The sequence below is a fragment of the Paenibacillus sp. FSL W8-0439 genome, from assembly GCF_038008995.1.
GTDB classification, from domain to species: domain Bacteria; phylum Bacillota; class Bacilli; order Paenibacillales; family Paenibacillaceae; genus Paenibacillus; species Paenibacillus polymyxa.
In genome coordinates, this window is record NZ_JBBPAK010000001.1 from 2,224,946 (window position 1) to 2,240,917 (window position 15,972).

The window sequence follows — 15,972 nt, forward strand, 5'->3', positions numbered from 1 at the left end:
ATAACACAAAGCGGGACTGAATTCAGCCAGATATGCAGATTGCCATCATTCATTTGTATATTTGTTGAACGGCTCTTTTTAATCCTGTGTCTAGAAATTTAGGAGCGACCGATTAATAAGGAGAGCAGCCCGGCAGCAATCAGAGGTCCAACAGGAACCCCTTTAAAGAAGGCAACGCCAATGACGGTCCCGATCAGTAGACCTGTCACAATAATAGGCTGTCCGGACATCAAAGTTACTCCGCGGCCGCCAAGGTAGGCTACCAGAATTCCGATACCAATCGCGAGCAGGGACTTCCAGTGCAGGAAGGACTCTGTCACCTGATTGATGCTGATTTTACCGCTGGCTAGCGGGGTCATGACCCCAATCGTCAAAATAATAATTCCGATCGTCAAGCCATACTTTTCAAGCCAGGGGAAAGCAGTATGAAAGCTGGTTACCCGCAGCAGTAGTAGTACTACCATAGCAATCGTCACGGTTGAGTTGCCACTGATAATTCCAAGGCCAGCCAGTACCAGTAGGATAAGTGAGCTGTAATCCATTCAGTTGTTCTCCTTCGATCGTTTAACTTTGGATATGTTCGGCGATTTGACGCCCGTGCCAGCGACCTGTTTCGATAAACACTTCATTGGCATTGCTGCCTGAAGCGATAACTCCGGCGACATATATACCTGGGATGTTAGTTTCCATCGTGGCAGGATTAAATTCGGGTTTGTCCAGATCTTCAGCCATGTGGACTCCGACAGACTCCAGTAGTTTTCGTTCTGGGTGAAATCCAGTCAGTGCCAGTACAAAATCATTTTCGAGCTGGAATGCTTCTGTGTTCATCGGAGTGACGATAACATGGTCTGGATGAATTTCAGTAATGCGTGCGCCTAAGTGCAGTGTGATCTTCCCTTTTTGTACCATACTGTCGAACAATGGACGAACCCACGGTTTGATATATGGAGACAACTCATTACGACGATAAACCATATCAATCGTAGCCCCGACCCGCACCAATTCCATTGCAGCATCTACCGCAGAGTTACTACCGCCGATGACTGCGACCCGGGTTCCTGTATAGGGGTGGGCTTCGCTGAAATAGTGAGTGACTTTATCCAATTGTTCCCCGGGAATGCCCAGATAGTTCGGATGATCAAAATATCCCGTAGCCACGACGACATAGCGTGAAGAATAGCTCTTGGTTATTTCCCGTTTGCTTAGAGTATGTACGGTAAATGTACCGTCTTCCTGCCGCTGAATGGATTGAGCCTCCTCATAATGCTGAATGTCCAGGTTATAATGTGAGGCTACTTTGCGATAGTACGCAAGTGCTTCATGACGAAAAGGCTTGTCATTGGGAGTGCTGAACGGAACATCACCGATTTCCAATAGTTCAGCGGTGCTAAAAAACTGCATATTTGTTGGATACAGAAAAATGGAGTGAACGATGTTGCTTTTTTCAATAATGATCGTACGCAAACCTCTGCGGCTGCATTCGATTGCAGCGGATAGTCCGCAAGGTCCGCCACCGATAATGATTACGTCGTGCATTTGGATGAACCTCCAGTTGTATTAGTTTATTTCGTCAAACGGATCTCAGAATTGATGCAAATAGCTCAGTGTGTGAGAAGTTTTCAAATAATAATCCTACCGTAATGTGTGCACAATATCCAGCCGTTTTCAGAAAGAGATGATGGAAGAGAGAATTGACAGAAACATTTGATAAACATATAATTAGATAATTATCTATTTAGGTTAAGCGAATTTGCTTGCATAGCAAATCTGTAGTAGTGAAAAGAGGTGCAGTTACGGTGCAACTAGATAAAATGGTCAATTATCATAAAGCACTTGCGGACCCAACGCGTATGCGAATATTACTCCTTTTATCCCGTGGTGAGATGCATGGTCAAGCTTTGGCGAAAAAGCTAAATCTGTCACAGCCTACGGTTACGCATCATGCTTCCAAACTCCGAGAGGTCGGGTTGATTAAGGAACGCCGTGATAAAAACACAGTGTATTTTACACTGAACCCAGAGCTGATTCGGCAGCATGCCGAGGCGACAGTGCGTTTTATTTTTGAAAAAGGAGAGGAAGAGGAAGATATGTCCGAATTGAATGAAACGCTGGAAGCAACGGTTTTACGCAATTTTTTTGCCAAGGACGGCAAGTTGCGTCAAATTCCTGCCCAGTATAAGAAAAAATTGATCGTACTACAGATGCTCGCCGAAAAACTGGAGCCAGGGCGCATCTATCCTGAACGTGAACTAAACGAGTGGATCAAGCAATACCATGAGGATTTTGCGACGATTCGGCGTGAACTGATCATGCATCAGTTTATGTACAGGGAGCGAGAAATGTACGAATTGAACCCGCGTGAAATGTGGACACGATGGGATCAGGTACGTTAAACAAAACTTGAAATAGTTTAAAATGTTTAGAATCAGCCTTGACAGACAATTGATGGACTTGTATGATAAAGGAAATTTTAGGAGGAGGCGATGTTATATGCGTACGAACATGAGTGAATGGGTTCAGCAGCAGAATGACTTGTCTCCCGCACGGACGATGCACGGCTAAAGACTGTTAGATCTATAGTCTTAGCTCAGCAGTTGGTTGGACAGTAGAACCAACGAAATCCGCAGGGAGTGATTCCCTGCGGATTTTTTTATGGTCAAGTGTTTTGTTATCCGGTTGTTGGTTTCGAAAGTAGTCCGTGTAAGACTGCTTGCATAAGTGAACGAACGGATCACATCGCTTGAGCTGTATACCTTCCGCAGGGGTTTCCCTGCGGATTTTTTGCGTTGTTTGCTTGCGGAGAGAAAAATGTACACCTATTGAGTAACACCAAAAAAAATTAAACATGATCTCAGGAGGAAAATAATGAGTATACATGAATACGGTTGGTCTGATTACTGGAACGGTTTGTGGGACCAATGGAAGCAAAACTATGAGGAACGAGCAGGAAACACGCAGATACGCCCTGCCCGCTTGATTGCCGATTATGGACAAAAGGTGAAGCTTATTACGATGGATGGGGAACGCTGGGGAGCCGCTTCAGGTAAGCTAAGACATGCTATTGTTGACCCGGCGGAAATGCCGGCTGTAGGGGATTGGGTGGCCATCACCACGTCGGACGAAGTATCGGATGCAGTAATCCATGCTGTCTTGCCACGCAAAAGCCAAATATCTAGACAGGCCGCAGGCTTTGAGACGAAGGAGCAACTGATCGCGACCAATGTAGATACGCTTTTCCTTGTTAATGCGCTGAATCATGATTTTAATATGCGCAGATTAGAACGGTACTTAATCATGGCCTGGAATAGCGGAGTAAACCCGGTTGTCGTGTTGAGTAAGAGTGACCTTTGTGAAGATGTCGAACAGCGGGTTGCAGAAGCGGAAGGAGTTGCTCCTGGAGTACCCGTTATCGTAATTTCTGCTTTGCAGAACGAAGGCAGAGAGCAGCTGGAGGCGTTCCTTGAGCCTGGGTGTACGGTTGCTTTGACTGGCTCTTCCGGTAGTGGCAAATCCACAATAGTGAACTGGCTATCCGGGGCTGAAGTTCAACTGACACAGGATGTGAGGGAGGAAGACAGCCGAGGCAGGCATACAACCACACACCGACAGCTTTTTCCCATTGCAAAGCAAGCCGTTCTGCTCGATACACCCGGTATGCGCGAGCTTAATCTATGGGATGATTCCACGGGTGTAGCTCATACCTTTGCTGATATTATGGAAACAGCTCAGCAATGCCGTTTTGCCGATTGCAAGCATAAGGGAGAAGCTGGATGTGCGGTGGAGGAAGCTATCCAAAAAGGGAAATTATCGGAATCCAGAGTGAACAATTATCGCAAGATGCAGCGGGAACTGGAATATCAGGCACGCAAGGAAGCAGACCGACGTAGAAAAGATAGCCGTTCAAGTACAACTCCGGGCCGCAGGGATCAGCGAGGTGGTTGGCGACGTGATGTGGAGTGGTAAGGCGAGCTGTCATGAAACATCATTTGTAGAAATTTAAGAAAATCTATGTGGTAGTCGGCATATGGTGTAGAGGGGGGAACATATGCCGAACTACAGCATTGTGGTGGATTTATCGGATCGTCGTCTATATTTAAAAGATGGAAGTCAGATCGTTCTTAGTTATCCAGTCGGTATTGGGAAGGTGGCTACACAAACACCGCATGGGCATTTTACGATTATTAACAAACAGCCCAATCCGGGCGGTCCTTTCGGAGCGTTCTGGATTGGGCTGTCCAAGCCGCATTATGGCATTCACGGCACCAATGAGCCATGGTCCATTGGCAAGTTGGTGTCACATGGCTGCATTCGAATGCATAATAAGGATGTACTGGAGCTTCAAGAGAAGGTAAGTATAGGGACGCCGGTCACGATACAGCCATAACAGCTAGATGATATAGGATTCCTTTGGCTGCCTAGTACGATTTGGGTTGAATTTGGACACGGGCTTCAATCCGTTTGGAGCCCTTTTTGTCGTCTGCGGATTTAACTAATGATCCCGCAAGACGCTCTCCTTTTGTACCGTAAGCCTGTTTGGCGTTGATCCACATATCTTCGTTCGGCTCGAAACTTATGACCAGGGTGTAGCGGTTAGCAAGGCTCGGCTTTTTGACCCTCATGCTGAAGGAACCATCAGGCATGACCTTGGTTTGATCATCGTAGCCAAACTGCCATCGTCCCGGAAAATCAATTGTGAGCTTGACGTCCGAACCCTCGAGCAAATTGCTACGCGCATATACGTGATAATAATTTCCTTTTTGCCTCACATCGGGCTTAATCCACACTTGAGGATTACCGTAGTCCTTTGGTTTGTTCCAGACAGGCTTAATTAGAGGGACATGGCGGTCTTGTTCAGGATCAAACTCAGCACCTATCCGAATTTCTTGCAAAAGTTGTTCGTTTTCTTCGTATTGATATACATAAGGGCCTTCTAATTTGTTGCCACCACTACCATACAGATTTCTTATTTCTTTGTCTTGGTCATCTGGACGGAACAGAACAGTCAGATCCATACTTCCCTGTATACCAGGTCGGTGTACTTGAAGTACAAAACTTCCGTCCTTTTGAATAGTTGTCTCGTCCGTATATCCGGTTAACAGAGAGTTTTTGACTGCAAGATTCCCTTTGATCCGTGCTCCAGCCGGCAGATTGGAATGCCCTGTAACCTTCACTGTATTTTTATCTATACTTACGTCACCTGATATTTCGACATAGCTGCTGCCTTGCTGGTGGACAGGTGCATCGTTGGCAGCTCGTTCATCAAGGGATGATGCAGCTTGGTTCGGATTACCTGTCACGGTATAGGCACGTGCTTCAGCTTCGTGTTGGGCCATACTTCGAGTTGAGGCTTTCTCCCTGCTGCATGCAGCCAGCATAGTTAGGATGAAGAACATACATAAAAGGTTCCAGCTTAATTTGGTCATTATGTGCTTACTCATGGTTTTTGCTCGCTCCTTGTCCGTAGCTTCCAGGCTAAACTGATAAAACTTTCGAAACTTTATGTATTTACCCTATTTAAAGGGTATGTAATCCCGCCTGCTTTATCCTAGTCAAATCGTACGTGTTTAAACAACAGGTGGAATGGTTAAAAATGGATAGCCGGATCATCCCCTTGAAAAGCAGGGGCAGCTTGCTGTAAAGGAGCCTGAGTCATATGTCCATTGACCGTTTTATCTTAAAAAAGCTGGACAACTGCCGGGAAGAACATACACGCGCTAATTTACTAGAACTGTTTAGAATACGAATTGAGAAGGCGCAGAAAAAGGAACGAGGCGGTAAAAAAGGTTATCGCAGAATACTATAAATAGAGTCTGATCAAATGCATAGGCTGCGGTAAGTCACATGTAGCATGTTTCATAACCGCTGATTTGGAGAGGGTGCTGAAATGCCCCTCTCTTTTTTGTGTCTAATGCAAACAAAAAAAAGTCCCTCTTAATAGAGGGACAATGCCAATGAATCATTTTCACTAACGCTATGCAGGATGGCTTCACAACCGACAATCTCTATACTGATCAAAGAGTTAAGACATTTTTGAAGGGCACGCTTGCCACTGGAGATTTTGTTCTCCAAAGTATTACTTAGAAGTTTTAAGGTTTTTTGTACCGGTTGCTTATTTTCTTGATTGAAGTATACGGGAATACGTTTGTTTTGAAATGTAATTAATGTTCTCACAAAAATCACCTCACCTGAGTTATTTCATGGCTTTATTGTAGTGCCCGTTTCTTAAAATTACCTTAAAAACACCTTATAAAAACATAAAGGTCTGAAAAATTTACAAAGTGTTCACAACAATTTGGGTAACAATCGAATTTAGTTCTACCTAATCGACAAAATGACGTAAGCACACGAATGAAATTTGTAAATCCCTATTTTTGATTCATATGACTCTACTATTAATTTTAAGTATGACTATAGTCACTGTTTTATTTTGAGCGTGGGCATTTTGTAACAAATTGACAGTCTAATAGGCGGATGCTACAGTTACGATAGCCATATTTCCGTAGAAATAGGCTTTTTGCGTGAGTATTGCTGTATAAATTAAGGATCGGGAGGGATGACAGATGATCCTGACCGTGCTTTCAGGACGACAGGAAACAGAGTGGTTTGATATTGAGGTGGCAGATGAATACTCGGTAGAACATTTAAAATTGATGCTGGGTGTGCGTATTTTTGGTGAGCCTCCGGCTGAAGGCATGCAATATATTATGGAAGCAAAGTTCCCGGAAGGGCTTTGGTTCAGAGTGGAGGATAACCAGCTACTCACAGGAGCAGGCTTACGGGAAGGCTGCACCGTGCGCATTCAGCGAGCTTTTTCGACAACTCAGGACGAGGCGCCTGTATATGGAAGGCGTTCTTTGTTTCAAACTGAAAAAAATGGGTAAATACACACATGAAATAATATGAAACCTTGGTAAAATGAAATAGTAAGCGAAAAGGGGGACTTTTGTCTTGAATGTATTATACCAGCGATCCCCGAGATTAAGACCGGCCCTCCGAGAGGAGAAGCTAGAGATTTTACGGCCTCCGGCTGAGCCGAGCAAGCCGTCTTTTTCTATTATATCTATACTTATTCCGTTAATGATGACGTTGGTGACTATAGGCTTTTATGTATATATGAGCAGAACAGGCAAGATGGGCAACAGTAACTATTTGATGTTCCAGATGGTCACGGTGGTCATGATGCTTACATCTTATACGATTCCTTTTTTCGTCTATTTAAATAATAAGAAGGAATATAAGCGCAAGTTGGAGGAACGGGACCGCATGTACCGGGAGCAGCTCCAAAAGCATCGTGAAGAACTCAAAATGAAACGCGAAGAACAAGTTCGCACGCTATATGAAATTCACGGTGATCCGCAAATATGCACTCAAATCGTAAAAAACCGCAACAGTTCTCTTTGGGAACGATCACCGGAGGATGAAGATTTCTTGCAGGTACGTATCGGGACTGGACAAGTTCCCTTTCATATTAAACTGCAAATTCCACGACCTGACGGTTATGACCGAGATCCTTTGTTGGGAGCTGCAGATGAACTGGAAGAAGAATTTCGTTTGGTGGACGCTGCTTCCATTACATTGCCACTGTTTCAATCCAAAGTGATCGGATTGGTCGGCGAGCGGGAGCATACCCTGGCTGCGTTAAGAGTCATCTTGGCACAAGTAACGGTTCGTCATTCGCCAGATGAAGTGAAAATCGCCTCCTTCTATGATGAGCGAGAGGAAAGTGAATGGACTTGGATGCGCTGGCTCCCACATGTGTGGGATGATGACCGAATCCAGAGAATGATGTCAGACCGCAGTAGTAGCGCCCATCAATTAGCTGACTTTCTGTTTGCTAGATTGAACCGTCGAAAAAATAATCGCAATGAACGTCAGGGCAAAGGGATGGAAGCCCCGTGTTATGTGATTGTTTTATCTGACACCCAACTGATTGAGGAAGAACCTTTGTTGCCGTTGTTGCTGGAGGACGGTCGAGCCATAGATGCGTGTACAATTGTGCTGGCTTCTCGTAAAGAAGCTTTGCCAATGCAGTGTCAGCTGATCGTGGAAGCTTCCAAGGAACAGGGTGTATACGCCCTTAAATCAGAATCGGCGGAGGTTGAACAGCAAAGTTTTAAACCGGATCGTTTGTCCAAAGAGGAAGCCGATGCACTGGCGCGGTACATGGCGCCTATTCGCTTGAAGCGTTCTTCGGCTTCTGATATTCCCGCTGTTCTGCCTCTTTTTGATATGATGAGTGTAGCAAGTGTGGAAGAACTGGATGTGGCAGACCGGTGGCGACGTAACCGCCATCCTGATACATTACCTGTGCCGATGGGCGTGCGGGCAGGTGGCAAAAAGATTATGATTAACTTGCATGATAAAATAGAGCGTCAAGGGCATGGGCCCCATGGCTTGATCGCTGGTACGACAGGTTCAGGGAAAAGTGAGGTTATCCAGTCTATCGTAGCCTCGCTCGCTGCTGAGTTTCACCCACATGATCTTGCTTTTATGCTGATCGATTACAAGGGTGGAGGCATGTCCAACACGTTCGTTAACTTGCCGCATGTTGTGGGTACAATCACGAACCTGGACAATAATTTGATTGAACGTGCTAAAATATCTCTTAAAGCAGAACTGGTTCGTCGACAAAAGATATTGAACGATGCAGGCAATTTACAGCATATTGATGAATATTACAGACTACTCCGGCAGCGGCAGGAACAACCGCTGCCTCATCTGGTTATTATTATTGATGAATTTGCACAGTTAAAGCGGGATCAGCCAGAGTTTATGGACGAGCTAATCAGCATTGCCGCGATTGGGCGGACATTAGGTGTCCATCTGATTTTGGCGACTCAAAAGCCGGCAGGTGTTGTCGATGATAAGATTTGGAGTAACTCCAGGTTCCGCATCTGCTTGCGGGTGCAAAGCGAAGGTGATAGCCGTGATATGTTGAAAATACCGAATGCCGCGTGGATAACGAAGCCGGGACGAGGATATTTTCAAGTGGGTAGCGACGAAGTGTTTGAAGAAATGCAATTTGCTTGGAGCGGTGCGCCGTATATAGGCAACAGAGACATTTCTTCTGCCTTACCTGTTCATGAAGTGAGACTGAACGGCAAACGTGAAGCGCTATTGACGGGCGGAGAACGGGCAAGCTCAGGCTTAAAAGGAGAAGAAGCTCCTAAACAGCTTCAAGTATTTATTGATTATATTGCAAAAGAAGCAGCTAAGGCAGGAATCGAACGTCTTCAGGGACCGTGGCTTCCGCCGCTGCCAGAAATGTTGGATTTAACTAATCTACCGCAATGTACCGAAATAGATAGTACATCATCATCGTTGGAGCTGAAGTCTCTTATTGGGCTGGTCGATGATTTGCCGAATCAACGGCAGGAGCCGATGTATGCGTCGCTGGATCATGGTCATTGGGCTGTGTATGGCATGCCGGGCATGGGAAAAACGACCTTTTTGCATACGTTGCTGATGTCCACGGCACAGCGTTACGCTGTGAATCATTGGAACGGTTATATCATTGACATGGGTCGAACCATGCGCGAATTTGGAGAGCTTCCACAAATCGGTGCTGTTATGATGGCAGAGGAGGATGACCGGATTAAACGGTTGTTCCGCTATTTGTTCAAGATGGTGGCCCTACGCAAGGAAATGCTTTCTGAGGCTGGCGTCAAAACAATAAGTTCTTTTCGACGTTCTGCTGTTGAAGATGTGCCGCAAATTGTCGTAGTTATTGATGGATATCTTAATTTTCGTAATGCGTATCCGGATGAAAATGAACTGCTGGAATCACTCTTGCGTGAAGGAGGCAGTCTAGGCATCACCTTCATCATTACAGCGAACCGGATTACCGATGTGTTTGAGAAGTTCCGCAGTAACATACCTAATGCTGTTTCTTTCGAATTGGCTGATCCTAGTGACTACTATTATGCGGTAGGACGACCGGCCAAAACACCAGGACCTTTAATTCCGGGCCGGGCTCTGGTTAAAGGGCATGTTCCTCCGCTGGAGTTCCAGACGGCACTGCCTTCACCAGGAGAAGATGAAGCGGAACGATCAGCACAACTACGTCGCAATATCGCTGGTATTGCGCAGGGATGGAAGGGTAAGCACGCACCGGCCATTCTCCCATTGCCTGAGCGGATTCCGTTGCTGGAACTGCTTCAGCAGTGGGATCGAACGAGTGGACCATCAGGTGCGCTTCCTTACGAAGTACCTGTAGGCCTACAGAGTGACGATCTTGAGCCTTTTCTCCTAAATTTAAAAGAAGGGCCTAATTTTATCGTAGGTAGTCCAATGGAGGGTGGAAAAACCTCCTTCCTGATGAGTTGGATTATATCGCTCGCTTATTACACCTCGCCGGATCAAATGCAAGTCTATACGATCGATACACGCTATGGAGGTGGGGGACTATCCCGATTACGGCATCTTCCTCATGTCAAGGCTGCTGCCGAAAGCGAGGAAGAAATGGGACCTCTGGTACAACAGGTGCATGATATCGTTCAACAACGGAGCAAGGATGGAAATGATCCCGAACTGCTCCTGGTCATTGATGATGCGGATATGTTAAGCAAGCAACTGAACGATTTTATGATAAAGGATCAGCTTTCCGCCATTGTACGGTTGGGACGTGATCGCAATGTGCATGTCGTGCTATCGGGTGTGCCAGCTGATTTTCCTACCTTTGGTGTGGACTGGTTTAATGATGTCAAAGCAAGCCAAAGCGGTATGCTTTTTGGAACACTGGATTCGAATGATTTATCGTTCTTTCGTATCCCTTATTCAGAAGCGAATGCCGCTGCTGGTGGCCTAAAAGTCCTGCCTCCTGGGCAGGGATACTACGTACGACGCAAATTTACCAGGATAAAAGCGGCGATTCCCTTCTCAGAGCAAATGAGTTGTGAGGATTGGATAACGAAAATTCGTGACCGATGGCATGTTGTAGTTTGAAGGGAGGTGGCTCATAATGTTAACGTTTCAAGCTTCCAAGCAGAAGTTAATAACCCTCAAGGCAAAGGAACTGTTTTTTCTGGCAGGCGTATTGGGTTCTGACAGACTGCTTGGGGTGGAAGATCCGTTTAAGGGCTATCTAGCAGAGGAGTTGGCGGAAGAGTGGGAGCAGGTCAAAGCTGCTCTTCTGGAAAAAGGTTATCTGAAGCAGGCCGATAAGGGTAAAGAGCTGGCTATGCCTCCTACCGTTTTTTCAAGAGTTGCTATCGCGGGATTATCCAACAGGGCTTGCCGTATACGCTATGTAAGGGGAGGTAAGCAGTTTGAAGGCTATCTTCATTGCACGAATGAGCGTGTGGTGGAGCTTGTGAAATCTGTTGACGAACCCGATGAATATCGTCTGTACGATCTGGGTAATGTGGAAAAGGCTTGCGAAACATTGATTGATAAAATGGGCTGGGTTGATCGGCTTGTACCTGAATCTCCCGCGCTTATGTTTTCCAAGCAGGCCTTTAATAAAATTTACGAGCAATCTGCAGGAGAAAGTTTGCCTCAAATCAGCAGTAAGCTAACTGAGGCTAGCGGAGATGAAGAGGGAGCAATGAGACTGGCTCAGTCTTTGAGTTCCCGTGTAGCCGAGGGAGAATTGCAATTGCTGGTCTGGAACGGCAGAGAGTGGGAGTCACAACGGGCAGCTTTTGTCCTTTGTCCTGCAATGAACTGGATATTTCGGATGAGCTCTGCGGGTAACGGAGACTGGTTAATTGCAGCTATGGCTTCGAGAGATCAGTTTGTGGACTTATTATTGAATTGGTTGAAACAGTCGGCAGTGGCTGAAGAAGTGACAGAAGAAGGGTGATGGATATGCGCATTCGAGTTGAACCGGATGTGCTTCGGGGGCTTAGCGGGCAGCTACAGCATGCGGCGGAGCAAATTCAACAGTTAACAGCAGGTTTGGAGCAGGCGTTACAATCGCTGGATTGGGATGTATCTGCACGTGAGGCGATCTTGAATCAGTGGATGCAAGCCAAACGAATGTCAGAACAGATTCATGCTTATCTCCATACATCAGGTACACAACTGAACCGAAAGGCAGAGCAGTTTCAGTCTGTTGACCACAACTATCAAACGATTCTGCCATTTGCCAGCCAACCATTGGGACGACCCGTCACGATGCTCGATTGGTCGAATCAACAATCACCGTCTATTCTGCCTGGGCAAGCTTCGGAAGGAAGCAGTCTAATTTCAAACCCGCAGTCTGTCGTACATGCTATTGCAGGTGTACAGCCTTCGGATGTGGGCACCTTGCATCAGGATATTCTGAAGCAGGCGTCTTCTAGCAGTCCGCAGGATTGGTATTTTACTGATCCGTCTATAGCAAGAGATCAGCCTGTCGCTTAGTTCGGATCGTTCCGGGATATTTGGATCGGCCTGTAATCCATATGAATTTGTTATACCATTCCCGGTTTTATGGGACTAATATGGGACTTATTAGGTGGTTGTTTTATTAAGATTGTACTGTTAGATGCTGTTTTATAGTTAAAAAGTGGGATTATTGCAATTAGGTCCTTTGCCTTTTGTATGGGATTAAATAGCCATAGTACAATTTGAACCAGCTAAACAAAAACATTTTTTATCATCAAGGAGGACGCAAAAAATGGCAGGACGCATTTTAATTACCCCAGAACAGGTTGATCAGGTAGCTAACCAATTTAAACAAAGTGGTGAGCAAAGCCAGCAGATCGTTTCCAGTTTGACTCAGTCCATCTCCGGTATGGAAGGTCAATGGGAAGGTATGACTAAACAACGCTTTTTCCAAGAGTTCCAAGAAGCAAGCAAACAAATGCAAGCTTTCGTAACGACTTTGAATAGCATTAGCCAAGAATTGACAGCTATCGCTAACAAATTCCGTACGGTTGACCAAGCGAAATAAGTTGTCGTGCCTGATCGGCATTAACTTATCATATATCACTCTATAATGAAGCAATATGTGAACCTATTCCTCACGGTTTGGCACAGATTGTATAGGAAAAACCGGGCGATCTTCGGATACCCGGTTTTCTTGCCATCCATAGACGTATATAATAAGGTGAGGAAAACTAGCATACTGAATGATATAAGGAGAGGGATGTTTCATGTCTTTTCAACCGAATCCGGGAGACGAATTGATCATAAATGGCACAGCTTATGTGGTTGGACGACATCCCGCTGCACCCGGTTTAGCCTATGCACAAGCAGGGAGGCAGGGAATTGTATACCAGCTGATTGCCAAAAACGGAGCACCGCATGAGGCGAAAGCCCTTAAAGTGTTTTTTCCGAAGTTCCGCATCCCGGCTATGGTTTATCAATCTGAGCATATGGAAACATACGGGGATATTCCCGGTTTGCAAGTATGCAAGCGTGATGTGCTCACTCCAGAAAGAAACGGAAGTCTGATCGCTGAGCAGCCTGATTTGCTGTATGCGGTGCTGATGCCATGGGTTCATGGTATGACATGGTTCGATTGTCTCACAGATCAGCGTCAGCTTGAGGCTTCCGATAGTCTGGCTTTAGCCAGAGCACTGGCAGGGATCGGTTCAGCGATGGAGCAAAAAGGATTGGCGCATTGTGATTTATCAGCGCCCAATGTTATGCTTCCGTTTTTTTCTGAAGTGGAACTGCCTGAAGGCACGTCAGCTGTGGAATTGGTAGACGTGGAGCAAATGTATAGTACCAAAATGGATCGTCCAGATGCACTATTGGCAGGATCGCCAGGGTATGCTGCACATCGTACCGTTCACAGCGGGTTATGGAGCGCGTATGCAGACCGTTTTGCAGGGGCTATCATTATTGGAGAAATGCTAGGCTGGTCTGACCGTGTGGTGGTCGATAAAGCGTGGGGCGAAAGTTATTTTGATCAACATGAAATGCAGACGCCTTGCGAACGTTATTTTATTTTGCGGAAATCGCTTGAAGCCCGCTGGGGCAGCAAGGTGGTAGAACTATTCAGCCGTGCTTGGGATAGTCAGGATCTAAGCAGTTGTCCTACCTTTGGCGAATGGCTAGTTGTACTTAATGCCGTTACTGAGCAGGAAATTCTGGTGGAGGATACAGAAACGGAGCCAGTTGGGACAGATACAGTCGGTGTGGCTGCTGTGAGCGGCGCTTCCAGTGAAGCGGTATCCTCGTTGGCAACACCTGCCCCGCTCAAAGCTGAACAGGCTGAAATGTTAAATCAGGCTGCCCTAGAGCAGGGAGAGCGTGGAGTAACGGACAAGCTGTTTCGACAGGCACGTGAACTGGAGCAGCAGAACAAACCTGCTGCAGCGCTGGAAGTATATCGTTCGTTGTATCACTTTGTAGAAGATGGCAGCCCTCTGCATGTAGAGGTGTCGGCTGCGATCACAGGACTGGAGGAGCAGCTGAACCCCAAGATGCCAGAGCAACCTGATAAATCGAAAGCCTGGTATCGCTCCAAAATGTTTATCGTGACAGCATCGGCCGCAGTCGTTCTTTTGGCAGCGGGAATCCCAACTGTGAGTATTCTTGCGGATCAGTCTAATCAGCGACAAATCGAGGCTGCAAAGCAAGAAGAGGCATTGAAGGCTGCAAAAGCAGCCGAGGAAAAGTTGGCTGCTGAGCAGGAGGCCGCTCAAAAATCGCTAACGGAGAAACAACGGCAGGAAGCTGAACAGCAGGCCAAACAACAGGCTCTTGCTGCTCAAAAGCAACAGGAAGAGCAGAAGAAACAACAAGCCCTGATCGCTCAACAGGTTAAATATGAAGCTTATCTCGCCCAAAAGGAACAAAACAAGCAGGCTGCTGCCAAGTTGGCGAAGCAAAAAGCATATGATCAACAGGAAAAATATGAAAAATACCTGGCCTTGAAAAAGGAGCAGGAAGCTCGTGCTGCCAAGGAAGAAGCAGCTCGTAAAGCAGCAGCTGAGTCGGAACAAAAGCGAAAAGATGCTGTACAGGCACGTAACAAGGAGAATGTTCTCCAGCTTATTTCCCTCTATAACAAGGCGTATGCTTCTCAGGAAGGTGGAAGCACCGCGAAGGCCAAGAGCTTTGCCAAACGTTTTAGAGCATTATATGATAGCAATCCTTCTTATTATCGTTCAGTAGGTGAAGTGGGCTATCGGGCTTCCTCTATTTATAACTTTTTAGGAGATACGAATTTTAGACTGCCTAAAATTTGATGTTTCATATGTTTATATAATGGCGGAATGATAGATTAGGAAACAGATACAGATCGAAGGTAACTGAGGGGAGCATGTACAAACCATGAATTATACAATACAGGCTTCACAACGTACTCCCGCCCTGATCATTTACCTGATTGACATCAGCGCGTCGATGAATATGCTGATGGAAGGGCGGCGGCGTATTGACGTTGTATACGAAGCTATATCACTGGCGATCCGACAGATGGTTTTCCGATCGACCAAGGGAAATCGGTTGACTGCGCGCTATCGGATTGCAATTTTGGCTTATAGTGACGACGTATATGACCTGCTGAATGGTGTCAAGGGAATTGATGAAATCGCGGCTATTGGTTCGTTGCCTGATTTGACACCCAAACGATTCTCAGATTCAGCAAAGGCTTTCCTGCAAGCTGAACGTATTTTGCAGGCGGAATTACCAGGGATGCAGGATTGTCCTGCACCTTTGGTCTGCCATATGACAGATGGTGTTTCTACAGGCGATGATCCGGAACCGATTGCGAAGCGCATTATGAACATGAGTGTACCAGATGGCAATGTACTGGTGGAAAATATATTTTTATCCGACAGGTTGCTGGAAACGCCTATTCAGGACCCCCGTCGCTGGAAAGGTCTGACGCATAATACGCCTTTGCAGGATGAACATGCTGTGAAACTGCGTAATATGTCTTCTGTGCTTCCTGAAAGCTATCGGGAAATGCTGTTTGAGGCAGATTATCAGTTAGGTGAAGGAGCCATCATGATGCTGCCTGGAACCTGTGCGGAACTGGTGTCTATTGGTTTTCAAATGTCAGCTGCAACGCCTGTACGGTAAGGAGGTAAA

At 46.1% G+C, this 15,972-nt stretch carries 15 protein-coding genes; 11 read left to right on the plus strand and 4 right to left on the minus strand.

The window, feature by feature from the left end:
- Nucleotides 1-98: 98 nt before the first annotated feature.
- Together MKX36_RS09870 and MKX36_RS09875 are read right to left on the minus strand one after the other, a co-directional pair.
- Nucleotides 99-542, minus strand: coding sequence for a DUF441 domain-containing protein (locus MKX36_RS09870; RefSeq protein WP_013370775.1), 444 nt, complete (start codon nucleotides 540-542; stop codon nucleotides 99-101).
- Nucleotides 543-564: 22 nt separating this feature from the next.
- Nucleotides 565-1,536, minus strand: coding sequence for a YpdA family putative bacillithiol disulfide reductase (locus MKX36_RS09875; protein ID WP_016821023.1), 972 nt, complete (start codon nucleotides 1,534-1,536; stop codon nucleotides 565-567).
- A gap of 260 nt (nucleotides 1,537-1,796) precedes the next feature.
- Here MKX36_RS09875 and MKX36_RS09880 point away from each other — a divergent pair, with 260 nt between their 5' ends.
- The 3 genes from MKX36_RS09880 (at nucleotide 1,797) to MKX36_RS09890 (ending at nucleotide 4,384) form a co-directional block, all read left to right on the plus strand.
- Nucleotides 1,797-2,393 (plus strand): DUF2087 domain-containing protein, encoded by a 597-nt coding sequence (locus MKX36_RS09880; protein ID WP_013370777.1) that lies wholly within the window; start codon nucleotides 1,797-1,799, stop codon nucleotides 2,391-2,393.
- 472 nt (nucleotides 2,394-2,865) lie between these two features.
- A complete protein-coding gene (gene rsgA / locus MKX36_RS09885; RefSeq protein WP_016821025.1) occupies nucleotides 2,866-3,963 on the plus strand; it encodes a ribosome small subunit-dependent GTPase A in 1,098 nt (365 codons plus the stop codon).
- A gap of 82 nt (nucleotides 3,964-4,045) precedes the next feature.
- Nucleotides 4,046-4,384, plus strand: a complete 339-nt coding sequence (locus tag MKX36_RS09890) for a L,D-transpeptidase (RefSeq protein WP_340864581.1) — start codon at nucleotides 4,046-4,048, stop codon at nucleotides 4,382-4,384.
- A 31-nt stretch (nucleotides 4,385-4,415) separates the two neighbouring features.
- Here the strand turns inward: MKX36_RS09890 and MKX36_RS09895 are convergent, their stop codons facing one another.
- On the minus strand, nucleotides 4,416-5,438 hold the full coding sequence (locus MKX36_RS09895; protein WP_258957356.1) for a flagellar motor protein MotB: 1,023 nt from the start codon (nucleotides 5,436-5,438) through the stop codon (nucleotides 4,416-4,418).
- A 215-nt stretch (nucleotides 5,439-5,653) separates the two neighbouring features.
- Between MKX36_RS09895 and MKX36_RS09900 the strand changes: the two genes are divergently transcribed.
- Nucleotides 5,654-5,803 carry a hypothetical protein gene (locus MKX36_RS09900; RefSeq protein WP_016821028.1) on the plus strand — a complete coding sequence of 50 codons (150 nt, stop codon included), beginning with the start codon at nucleotides 5,654-5,656 and terminating at the stop codon, nucleotides 5,801-5,803.
- 128 nt (nucleotides 5,804-5,931) lie between these two features.
- Here MKX36_RS09900 and MKX36_RS09905 read toward each other — a convergent pair whose 3' ends face one another.
- Nucleotides 5,932-6,171 carry a hypothetical protein gene (locus tag MKX36_RS09905; RefSeq protein WP_013370782.1) on the minus strand — a complete coding sequence of 80 codons (240 nt, stop codon included), beginning with the start codon at nucleotides 6,169-6,171 and terminating at the stop codon, nucleotides 5,932-5,934.
- A 389-nt stretch (nucleotides 6,172-6,560) separates the two neighbouring features.
- On the opposite strand from MKX36_RS09905, the gene MKX36_RS09910 reads away from it, so the two are divergent.
- The 7 genes from MKX36_RS09910 to MKX36_RS09940 all read left to right on the plus strand — a co-directional run bounded on the left by MKX36_RS09910 (nucleotide 6,561) and on the right by MKX36_RS09940 (nucleotide 15,963).
- Complete coding sequence (locus MKX36_RS09910) at nucleotides 6,561-6,881, plus strand: hypothetical protein (RefSeq protein WP_013370783.1); 321 nt, start codon at nucleotides 6,561-6,563, stop codon at nucleotides 6,879-6,881.
- Nucleotides 6,882-6,948: 67 nt separating this feature from the next.
- A complete protein-coding gene (gene essC / locus MKX36_RS09915; protein ID WP_340864582.1) occupies nucleotides 6,949-10,944 on the plus strand; it encodes a type VII secretion protein EssC in 3,996 nt (1,331 codons plus the stop codon).
- A gap of 16 nt (nucleotides 10,945-10,960) precedes the next feature.
- Entirely contained in the window at nucleotides 10,961-11,803 is an 843-nt protein-coding gene (locus tag MKX36_RS09920) for a hypothetical protein (protein WP_340864583.1), read from the plus strand.
- Nucleotides 11,804-11,808: 5 nt separating this feature from the next.
- The gene (locus MKX36_RS09925; protein WP_013370786.1) at nucleotides 11,809-12,345 is read left to right on the plus strand and encodes a WXG100 family type VII secretion target; all 537 of its coding nucleotides are present in this window, start codon (nucleotides 11,809-11,811) and stop codon (nucleotides 12,343-12,345) included.
- A 256-nt stretch (nucleotides 12,346-12,601) separates the two neighbouring features.
- Complete coding sequence (locus tag MKX36_RS09930; protein ID WP_007430133.1) at nucleotides 12,602-12,877, plus strand: WXG100 family type VII secretion target; 276 nt, start codon at nucleotides 12,602-12,604, stop codon at nucleotides 12,875-12,877.
- Nucleotides 12,878-13,079: 202 nt separating this feature from the next.
- The gene (locus MKX36_RS09935; protein WP_340864584.1) at nucleotides 13,080-15,125 is read left to right on the plus strand and encodes a hypothetical protein; all 2,046 of its coding nucleotides are present in this window, start codon (nucleotides 13,080-13,082) and stop codon (nucleotides 15,123-15,125) included.
- Between the two features lie 85 nt (nucleotides 15,126-15,210).
- Nucleotides 15,211-15,963: a vWA domain-containing protein gene (locus MKX36_RS09940; RefSeq protein ID WP_013370788.1), complete on the plus strand. Its 753-nt coding sequence runs from the start codon at nucleotides 15,211-15,213 to the stop codon at nucleotides 15,961-15,963.
- The last annotated feature ends 9 nt before the right edge of the window (nucleotides 15,964-15,972 follow it).